The organism is Bacillus sp. Cr_A10, from assembly GCF_029222665.1.
Lineage (GTDB): Bacteria > Bacillota > Bacilli > Bacillales_A > Planococcaceae > Psychrobacillus.
Map to the genome: position 1 here is coordinate 1 of NZ_JARHXR010000022.1, position 9771 is coordinate 9771.

The following is a 9771-nucleotide window of genomic DNA, read 5'->3' on the forward strand; positions in this document are numbered from 1 at the left end:
GGTTGGGCTTTTTTTTATAACTGCAGTGCCTTCATCAACTAAAGCACCCGTTAGTTGAATAAATCATAAATCACTCGTTGGATTCAATTATTCTTATACTATTGTTTTCCTGAACTACACTTTCAACGTAACGTCTGCCGCTTCTAACTTGGCGGTTAACTAAATTAAAAATAGTGTAGATCATTCGTTATCCATATTTGGATTTTGTTGACGAAGCATCCAGTAATATTGAACAAGCTGATTCTCAAACTTAAAGTGCAATTCGTAAAAATACATATGCCATTTTGGATCTATATGTTCATAGTATTTCGCTAAAGTACCGTATAAACTTGTCTTCTGAAGAAGCTCTGCTAAACGAGGATCCATTTATTCTCTCCTTTTTCTTTTCAACTATAATCAATGTATTCATCAATCATGATTCCTGATTAGGCAAATAAAAAAAGCCCCACCCACAATTAAGTGAGGAGGAATGGATTATTTTTGTCAGTCAATATAACTCAAATTCTTGGTTATTCTTATATTTAACGAGAAATATTGTATTCTATACTTATTAAAATTATAACTATAATCATTACAATCATTACTATAATTCTATTTCTTATATTTTTATTAGCTTTCATTATTCAAATATCCCAGAATTATCTGCTACTACTCTTTTCATAGATTTCTCCTTTTTCCTTAGAAACTTTTAAATTTTTTTTGAAATAGTTCAAACCATGTCACCTATATATTTTCGTTTCTTTTATTACTTTTATTTCATATCCTCTATCCATTTTGTTAATTTCAACTAGATCACCCACATTCAAAAAAACATCTATCATTTTTTTTGGAATTATTATACACTTCGAATCATCTATTAATTGTTAAAATAATCCAAAAAAATCATCTCTTTGTCTCAAAACATAATACCTCTTCATAACCGTTCGCATCTTCTTTCCTAGTAATAATATTCTTGCTAAGATTATTTTAAAATATCCGGTATTTCAGTAATCCATATTACCTACCCTACAAGGAATATTATACTAAAAAAATAATTTTGTCTATACTTTTTGAATATTCCATTTTTACGATAATGTGAACGAACAAAAAAGCGACCTTCACATTTATTATCTGCACCACTTTTAAAGTCACTCTTCAGTCCTCCTTTTCTTTATGCTCAAAATATTCTATTTACAAAGTCGCTTGCCTTACTGGTCTGTGTATAAAAATCGCATTTGAGATGAATAATAAGCGCGTTATTAGGGATTATAAAGGAAGAGGGATGACCTATGTGGGATCATATTTATTAGTATGTAATCAACTCTCCTTTCGTAGGATATTTAGGATATTTAGAAATTTATTTAGGAGGTTCTACACAAATGACAAATAAAAACGTGAATACGAATGCAAGTACTAGTAAGAAAAAGCAAGTTCAAACTACTGATACAGCGTATGGAGATCCTGTAAAAGCCTCTTCACCTACTATAAATAATGATTATAAGCAAGCTACTTCCACAATTGCTGAAAGTACACAGAATGGTAATAGTCGAAAAGATTAAAAAAGGAATAGAAAAAGATCTAGGTCACATCAACACTAATTGGTTATATTATTTTGTAATTATTGGACATATTATTAAAAGCAAATAAGACGCGTCACTTTCCTTCCTAACTCCCAGTTTAATATCCAGTTTTTAAAGACCTTCATGCAAAAGGTCTTTTTTGTTTTAGGATACATTTTTCGAAGTGTTCACTTTTTATTGATTTTTCACTATTGAAACTTCCCACCTTCAATGGGAGAAGCAGAGGCGAAGCATTTGGTCTTCTGTTGAAACGGGACTCCCTTTAGTAAAATTGCATGGGATTAGGACACACAAAAGCAGGCGATTTTATAAAATCGCCTGCTCAATTAAATCATATTATGAATAATACCTTCCACTCCCTAAAAACTTTCGGGAACAGTCTAATCTAGTTTTTATTCGTAAAATCCTTTAGTTTATCGCCTAATACATCACTTATAGAAAATCCTTTTGACTCTTCTGGTAATTGATAGTCGTCTAAGTTGTAGTCGTTCTCATTTTCAATAAGATCCTTAATGCTTAAAGATAGACGTTTGTCCTTACTATTAACATCAAGTACTTTCACTTCCACTTCTTCGCCCTCTTTTAGCACTTCATGAGGAGAAGTAACATGCTTATGCGCAATTTGAGAAATATGAACTAGACCCTCGACACCAGGGAATACTTCTACAAACGCACCATATGAAACGATGCGTCTCACCGTACCCGTTAATACAGAACCTTTAGATGCTTTATCTTCAATTTCTGTCCAAGGTCCTGGTAAAGTATCTTTAATAGATAAAGAAATTCTTTCTGAATCTCGATCTACTGATAATACTTTTACTTTTACTTCTTGTCCTTCTTTTAATACATCCGCAACATTATCTAAATGATCATGAGATATTTGAGAAATATGAACTAGACCATCCACACCGCCAATATCAACAAAAGCACCAAAAGATGCAATTCGCTGAACAGTTCCCAAAATTATATCTCCGCTATGAATATTTTCAAGCGTTTTCTGTTTACTTACAGCTTTTTCATCTTCAACAACTGCTTTATGAGAAAGAATAAGCCTATTTTTTTCCTTCTCTAATTCCACAATTTTAAAGGTTAACACTTTACCTTTATAATCCTCAAATGACTCTACGAAATGATCCTCGATTAAAGATGCCGGGATAAACCCTCTCACACCTAAATCAACGACTAAACCACCTTTTACTACTTCTTTTACTTCTGTTTCAATCACTTCACCTGATTGAAATTGTTTTTCAAGCTGATCCCAAGCTTTTTCTGCATCTACTTTGCGCTTAGAAAGGACAAAATTTGCTTCTTCTACTTTTGTAATCATTAGCTCTAATTCTTCACCGATGGAAACGGCGTCGGATGCTTTTTCAATATGCAAGCTCGATAGTTCACTGATTGGAACTATTCCATCAAAAGGTGCACCTTCGATTGTTACGATTGCTGACTTCTCGTCTACTTGCGCAATCGTCGCTTTTACTAGATCTCCCTCTTTAAACTCATGTGAGTCAACTAAGTTCATTTCTTCTGACATATGATTATCCTCCTTCACAACGTCTCTTCTCTATTTTATGCGAACAAGCACAGAAATACAAAAGGAAGCCCTTCTCAAATTGAAAAAAGATTTGATTTATTTCGTTTTTTTATGTTGCTCTAGTAGTACCCCAATACTCTCCATTATAACTTCAGTCACTTCATCAGCAGAAACTTTCCGTTCTCTATAAGGTTGAATATCTATCATATCTCCAAATACAATTTTCAACTTTCTAAATGGTTTATAGGGACCGATAATCGCACAAGGAACTACATTTGCATCTCCTCTAAGCGCAAAAAAACCTGCCCCACTAAAACCTTTTCCTAGCTTTCCATCTTTACTTCTTGTCCCTTCTGGAAACAGACCTACTACTTCTCCATTCTTTAAGAGTTTAATAGCCATACGCAAGGCATCTCTATCACTCATCCCTCTTTTTACTGGAAAAGCATTTACTCCAGGAAGAATATTTTTCAAGATTGGAATATTAAATAATTCTTCCTTCGCCATAAAGTTTACTGGTCTTGGTGCATTAATACCCACTACTGGTGGATCTAAAGCATCAATATGATTCGCACATAATAGAATTCCTCCCTCTTTTGGGAACTTTTCTATTCCGATTACTTCAAATCGGTATATAGGTTTTAAAGCAGCATAAACAACTGTCTTCGCAAAGGAATATAGATTCATATTATGCCATCCTTTCTTTCGCAAGTTTCATAATTTTCTCAGATACTTCTTCAATTGTAAGTGAGGTAGTGTCTATAAAAATTGCATCCTCTGCTTGTACTAAAGGTGAAGCTTCTCGCTCACTATCCAGCTTGTCTCGAAGTTCTATATCATTCATAAGTTCTTCTAGACTGGACTCAATACCTCTTTTATTATTCTCACTAAACCTTCTTTTTGCACGTTCTTCTACACTTGCAGACATGAAAATTTTTAACTCAGCATCAGTTAATACGGATGTACCTATATCTCTACCATCCATTACCACACTTCCGTTTTTCCCCATCTCTACCTGTCTACGCACCATTTCTTTACGTAATTCGGCATGTGCTGCAACTACAGAAACGGATGCTGTTACTTCTTTTGAGCGAATCTCCTCTGTTACTTCTTGATTATCTAGAAATACTTGCTGTCCTTTAGGAGAAGGCTTTAACTCAATCGATGTTTGTTTAAGTAAGCTAGTTAATTTATCTTCATCTTGCAAATCTATGTTTGATTGAATGGCTTTATACGTTATTGCACGATACATTGCTCCTGTATCTACATATGTATATCCAAGTAATTCTGCAGTCTTTTTAGCAATAGTACTTTTCCCTGCCGCTGCAGGACCATCTATTGCTATTTGTATTTGTTTTGTCATATTGTAGCCTCCACTCTATTCAAGTATATTTTAGCATAAATTCGTACGTAAAAAAAAAGCCTGTATAAACAGACTTTTTTCAGCTCATTTCTCTTTTTCTTAATGATAATTGGCGCTCAAAACAAAAGCGAACTATTTGCTGTTTATCTAAGTCATCTGTATCAGTAAATTGAAGAGAGGCTATATGTTGCTGCCCTCTTTCCCATATTCGAACAACTGCTGCAGTTGTAGTAACATATTTAATGTCACCATTATTAAAAGCAAGAGGAATAAGTAAAGAAATTTCGTCCCCTTCTTTAAACCTAACTTCCCGATTGAGTATAACAGCTGTTCCTCCTGCACTAAGATCATCCGTAACAAATTGGTATTTTTCATCTTCAAATTGTATGGAGATATCTAAAGCAGTAGTAACTCGAACAAAATCTCTTCTTTGAATTTTTATTATTTCCGAGTCACCTGGATAAAGAAGCTTTATCATCGGTATTTGCCCATTTCTCTTACCCAATACTTCTGTTTGAAAAGCAAACGCGGATTTAGATTCCTCTACATAAGAAGCACGAAGTTGAGCACCATCAATGAAAAAAGCGGTTCTATTCGTATTTGTATCTATTGGATAGTCAACATAAATAAATTGTTCATCTAAGTCAACCACTTTACATCGATATTTCTCTGCTGTTTCTGTAAACGTAGGCTCTAGTATTAAATTAGTCCCAAGTTTAATTTTCATACTTTTATCCCTCTTTAAGTGTCATAATAGTTCTATTATGACACTTAAAAGTACATTTTTCTATAAAAAAATGTTTAAGGGAGTTTTTCTGCGTGCAATATCTCATGATTTTCTGTATCGATATAAATTCTATATGTGCCAATAGAATCATTTTTTGTTAAAACTTCAAAAGCTAGTCTTTGTTGTAATTCTTTATTTTCAACATAAGCTAAACGTTCCTCTTCCACTGAAAAATCACTTGAGAACATCTCTTTATAGTTCAGCGGCTTCACTTCTTGAGGAGCAATTTTTTCTTTTTGAATATATTCCATTGCGTTTAACCCAAGTAATTCGCCATTATCTTTTGCAACCTTTAGTTGAATTCCATCTGCATAAATTAATGCGTCATTCTCCGAATCCTTTCTAGCAAATGATAAATGCCAAGCTATATTGTTCTCACGGTACTCCACCATTTCGGTATCCGCATAGTCAAAAGCTTTCATATAGGTTGAAGCTTTTTCTTTTAATTGTTCAACGGATATTGCTGTTTGATCAAATGGTCTCTCCATTAAGTAAGATAATAAATGACCACCCTTTTTAGTGAAGTCAGCATATCCAATACGAATTCCCTTATGGAACTGAATATGGTAAAAAGGATATGGTGCATCTTTGGAACTCTCCGTAATATGAATTGTAGCATCTTTAAATTCTGGGAATAACTTAATAAATTTTTGTTTCATTTGTTCAGCAGTAACTTCTGAATCCTCTATATGTTTAAGATCCTTCTTTTTCTGTTGATCCGTCTCACTAGCCGTCATTGGAAAATCACTTTCCGTGTAGGTTTTCACTGAATTTCCAAGTGACTTCCAATTCTTTTCACTACTTTTATTTACTTTATTATTCACAAACGAATTGACTATATAATCTTTCGATCCGTCCTCTCTGTTTGTAAAAGCCCATTGTTCAGAAAGCGAACGTAAATTATCACGTGCATTTGACATATTTTTTTGCCAATCTTCAATTGGTACTTTTCCCTCTTTTACGAGTGAAGCACCATTTCCGATACGATTTAAATAATTCATCCATGCAGTAGAAGTCTCACTATCGATTGGTAATGCTGAAATTGATGCACGAACATCAGAGGATAGCCTCCATACATCGTCCAATGGTTGTTCTAGTGCTTCTTTATCTTGAAATAATAGAGTTTGATCAATTGAGTCACTTAGTTTTACTAATTTTTCTGAAGCAGATGTTAATTGATTGGAATACTGAATAGCCAGCGCATTTTCTAACCGGTTATTCTTTGCTTGAACTGAAAAATGATAGACAAGGAATATGACAGCGACAGATGCAATTATCCATATATACTTTTTCATTTTATCTCCTTATGAACAAAAAATATGCTGTCCGATTTTTTTAATTTGAGGTCTTGACCAAATCCACTCACTTGTAGCTGTATCAGGGTTAAAGTAATAAATAGCATTTTCAGTAGGATCCCAACCATTTAATGCGTCTAAAACTGCTTCTTTTGCTCGTTCGTTTGGCTCTAGCCAAATTTGACCATCAGCAACAGCAGTAAAAGCTAGTGGCTGAAAAATTACTTCTGATACTGTATTTGGAAAATCTGGATGCTCCACTCGGTTTAATATAACTGCTGCAACCGCAACTTGCCCTTCGTATGGCTCTCCTCTTGCTTCTCCATAAACGGCATTCGCAATCAACTTTAACTCTTTTTCAGAGTATTTTGGGGGAAGCTGCATATTCGTGCTTTCTGCTTTTTTGTTTTTTACCTGCTTATCTAGGTCCGTTCCACCATAATAGGTAAAACTGTTGCCTTTATTAAGTTGACCATGCACATATTGTTTATCGTACTTAGATGCATTTACTAGTTTCTTTTTAGTGCCTTCCCCTAGAATCCCATCAATAGGAAGTCCATATTTCTCTTGAAAATTTCTTAATGCCCAATACGTGCTATAGCCAAATTTACCGTCTATTTGACTTGTATAAAATCCAATGTATTGAAGTCTTGCTTGTAATTCAATTACATCGTCACCAAAAGCACCCCGTTCTAACACCTGGGTGGAAAATGCCTGAGTTGATTGTTCCTGTTCTATAAATGCATAGCTTCCAGAAATAAAGACCAAGCTAATTAGGATGTATTTTATCTGTTTCAAATGACATCTCTCCTTTATAACTAGCTTGGGTAAGAAATCGATAAATATACAAAAAAAAATCTAGCTACGGCTAGATTCTTCTTTCAAAAAATATTCATGATGTTCAAACCTTTTATGACGTGAAAGTATATGTGCTTTTTTTACTTTCGATAAACCGAATACCCATAAAAACAACATAAATGGAACCATTAATAGCAAATTTACATCCTTGATGATTAAAATACTATTATAAGTAGCATGTAAAAAGAAGGTTGCTAAAAGAGCATAAGCAATTTCATATTTCACTTTTTTCGTCACTGTGAATTTCGCTCTTCCTATGTAATATCCCATCACTACGCCAAATAATGCATGACTTGAAACCGGTAGTAAGGCACGTAAAAATGCTTGATTCATCCCAAAATTCAATAAAAACAGTATGTTTTCAACTGTAGCGAATCCAAGAGAAACACTTGCCCCATATAAAATACCGTCATAAGGATCATCAAACTCAACATGTTTATAAATAGCAATTATAAGAATCAACCATTTAAAAAATTCTTCTAGTGCACTTGTTACTAATACTTGGTGGATAAATATAGATGAAAACACATCTTCTTGTTGAATTACATGTTGTATGAATAAAATAGGAAAAGTTAATATAGCACCGTAAATAAATGTATGTAACAATAACCTAGAAGGTTCTTTTGCAATTTCCTTACGTAGGTAAAAATAACTTAAAAGTGCAAGAGCCGGAGCTATTGCAACGGAAAGCAGTATAAACATATCCTTACTCCTTCCACATAACTATATCTATTATACATTATAATTTTGCTAATTTGTAAAAATAACGGAGGTGTTTCTATGAAAAATATATTATTAATCCATACAGGCGGTACTATTTCTATGCAAATTCAGGCAGAAACAGGAGCTGTCATCCCTATAGAAAATAATCCTATTTCGATGGAAGGAGAAAAATTAAAAGAATATGCAAATATTAAAGAAATTGAAGCTTTTAATTTGCCATCTCCACATATTACTCCAAAAGAAATGCTTTTGTTAAAACAAATGATAGACGAGTCTATTCAAAAGGACCATATAGAAGGGGTAGTTATAACTCACGGAACGGACACTTTAGAGGAAACAGCTTATTTTTTGGACTTAACCGTGGATACTACTATTCCAATCGTACTAACTGGTGCGATGCGTTCTTCCAATGAAGTTGGATCAGATGGATTATATAATCTATTATCTGCTGTAAAAGTTGCAAGTTCTGATGATGCAAAAGACAAAGGGGTGTTAGTTGTATTAAATGATGAAATACACACAGCCGAAAATGTTACAAAAACTCATGCCAGTAATGTAAGTACTTTTCAAAGTCCTCAGTATGGACCGATAGGTTTTATATCTAAGTCTATAGTACATTTTCACCACTCACCAAATCATCGAGCAGTGTTTCCTATTCAAAGTATCGCGAAAAGAGTCGCTCTCTTCAAAGTGTATGCGGGAATGGAACCAGATCTGTTAGCTTCATGTGTTGAATTAGGGTATGACGGAATTGTATTAGAAGGATTAGGTCAGGGAAATGTACCCCCAAGTCTTCTACCAATTATCGAGGAAAGTATTAAAAAGGATATTCAGATTGTTCTCGTTTCTAGATGTTTTAATGGTATTGCGCAAGATGTGTACGGATATGATGGTGGAGGAAAAAGCTTAAAAAATGCTGGTGTTATATTTGCTCCAGGATTAAATGGGCAAAAAGCAAGACTAGCACTTCTAATAGCACTAAACCATCCAAATAAAACAAAAGCTATGGAAAATATTTTCTCTATATAAATTAAGAATAAGCGAACAGTGTTAGACTGTAGGCAAACGCAAAGAGTTTGCCTACGGTCTTTTACTTTAACAATAAATGCGGATAAATTAAATTGTTTATTTCTACCTAACTTGAGGGCACTGAAAAAGTCCATAGAATTTAATTTTATTAATAATGTAGTCCGATAAATAAGAAAATCGTAGAAACGGCTCCCTTTCCGCGGGCGTTGCCTTAGCCTCCTAGGCCAACACGATGTTGGTCATGCAATCGTTGCCGCAAAAGTTGTTTTGCGACGAGCTTTGCGCAGGAGCAGGATGCGGCGAACTTAGATTGCCTTCCCCTCAACTCCGGGGTCTTCGGCTAACGCTATTCCCGCAGGAGTGTCGCCTTTTTCAACGATTTTCTATAAAGACTAGTTGAAAAAATGTAAGTGATAAAAACTATTAATGGCATGATGATTTCCTAATTGAAAAGCGGATAATAGTTAATTGTAGTGAAGGCGGCGACTCCAGCCGGAATAGCAAATGGTTTCTGCACCGAAAGCGAAGCGGCAGGTGCATGAGGTGAAGACCCTGGACTGAGCAGCGTAGCGAAATTAATTTTTGCGACGAGCTTGCGCAGGAGCAGTGTTTTTTGCGACGAG

11 protein-coding genes are annotated in these 9771 nt (G+C 34.4%); 2 read left to right on the forward strand and 9 right to left on the reverse strand.

The annotated features are described in order from the left end of the window. Positions 1-180 precede the first annotated feature (180 nt). Positions 181-366 carry a hypothetical protein gene (locus P2Q73_RS19030; protein ID WP_275790108.1) on the reverse strand — a complete coding sequence of 62 codons (186 nt, stop codon included), beginning with the start codon at positions 364-366 and terminating at the stop codon, positions 181-183. Between the two features lie 992 nt (positions 367-1358). On the opposite strand from P2Q73_RS19030, the gene P2Q73_RS19035 reads away from it, so the two are divergent. After that, positions 1359-1538 carry a hypothetical protein gene (locus P2Q73_RS19035; protein WP_275790111.1) on the forward strand — a complete coding sequence of 60 codons (180 nt, stop codon included), beginning with the start codon at positions 1359-1361 and terminating at the stop codon, positions 1536-1538. 406 nt (positions 1539-1944) lie between these two features. On the opposite strand, the gene rpsA is transcribed toward P2Q73_RS19035, so the two are convergent. The 7 genes from rpsA to prsW form a co-directional block, all read right to left on the reverse strand. Continuing rightward, positions 1945-3093 carry a 30S ribosomal protein S1 gene (gene rpsA, locus P2Q73_RS19040; RefSeq protein ID WP_275790114.1) on the reverse strand — a complete coding sequence of 383 codons (1149 nt, stop codon included), beginning with the start codon at positions 3091-3093 and terminating at the stop codon, positions 1945-1947. Between the two features lie 96 nt (positions 3094-3189). After that, positions 3190-3780, reverse strand: coding sequence for a lysophospholipid acyltransferase family protein (locus tag P2Q73_RS19045; RefSeq protein WP_275790117.1), 591 nt, complete (start codon positions 3778-3780; stop codon positions 3190-3192). Position 3781: 1 nt separating this feature from the next. Further along, positions 3782-4456 (reverse strand): (d)CMP kinase, encoded by a 675-nt coding sequence (gene cmk, locus P2Q73_RS19050; RefSeq protein WP_053589810.1) that lies wholly within the window; start codon positions 4454-4456, stop codon positions 3782-3784. A gap of 79 nt (positions 4457-4535) precedes the next feature. Next, positions 4536-5183 carry a flagellar brake protein gene (locus tag P2Q73_RS19055; RefSeq protein WP_275790121.1) on the reverse strand — a complete coding sequence of 216 codons (648 nt, stop codon included), beginning with the start codon at positions 5181-5183 and terminating at the stop codon, positions 4536-4538. 74 nt (positions 5184-5257) lie between these two features. After that, positions 5258-6538, reverse strand: coding sequence for a PepSY1/2 domain-containing protein (locus P2Q73_RS19060; RefSeq protein WP_056829454.1), 1281 nt, complete (start codon positions 6536-6538; stop codon positions 5258-5260). A gap of 9 nt (positions 6539-6547) precedes the next feature. Beyond that, the gene (gene sleB, locus P2Q73_RS19065; RefSeq protein WP_056830283.1) at positions 6548-7312 is read right to left on the reverse strand and encodes a spore cortex-lytic enzyme; all 765 of its coding nucleotides are present in this window, start codon (positions 7310-7312) and stop codon (positions 6548-6550) included. Positions 7313-7396: 84 nt separating this feature from the next. Next, positions 7397-8098 (reverse strand): glutamic-type intramembrane protease PrsW, encoded by a 702-nt coding sequence (gene prsW / locus P2Q73_RS19070; RefSeq protein ID WP_056829453.1) that lies wholly within the window; start codon positions 8096-8098, stop codon positions 7397-7399. A 78-nt stretch (positions 8099-8176) separates the two neighbouring features. Here prsW and P2Q73_RS19075 point away from each other — a divergent pair, with 78 nt between their 5' ends. After that, complete coding sequence (locus P2Q73_RS19075; protein ID WP_275790127.1) at positions 8177-9148, forward strand: asparaginase; 972 nt, start codon at positions 8177-8179, stop codon at positions 9146-9148. Between the two features lie 442 nt (positions 9149-9590). Here P2Q73_RS19075 and P2Q73_RS19080 read toward each other — a convergent pair. Next, positions 9591-9771, reverse strand: a 181-nt coding sequence (locus P2Q73_RS19080) for a hypothetical protein (RefSeq protein WP_275790130.1), incomplete at its 5' end; no start/stop codon positions are given.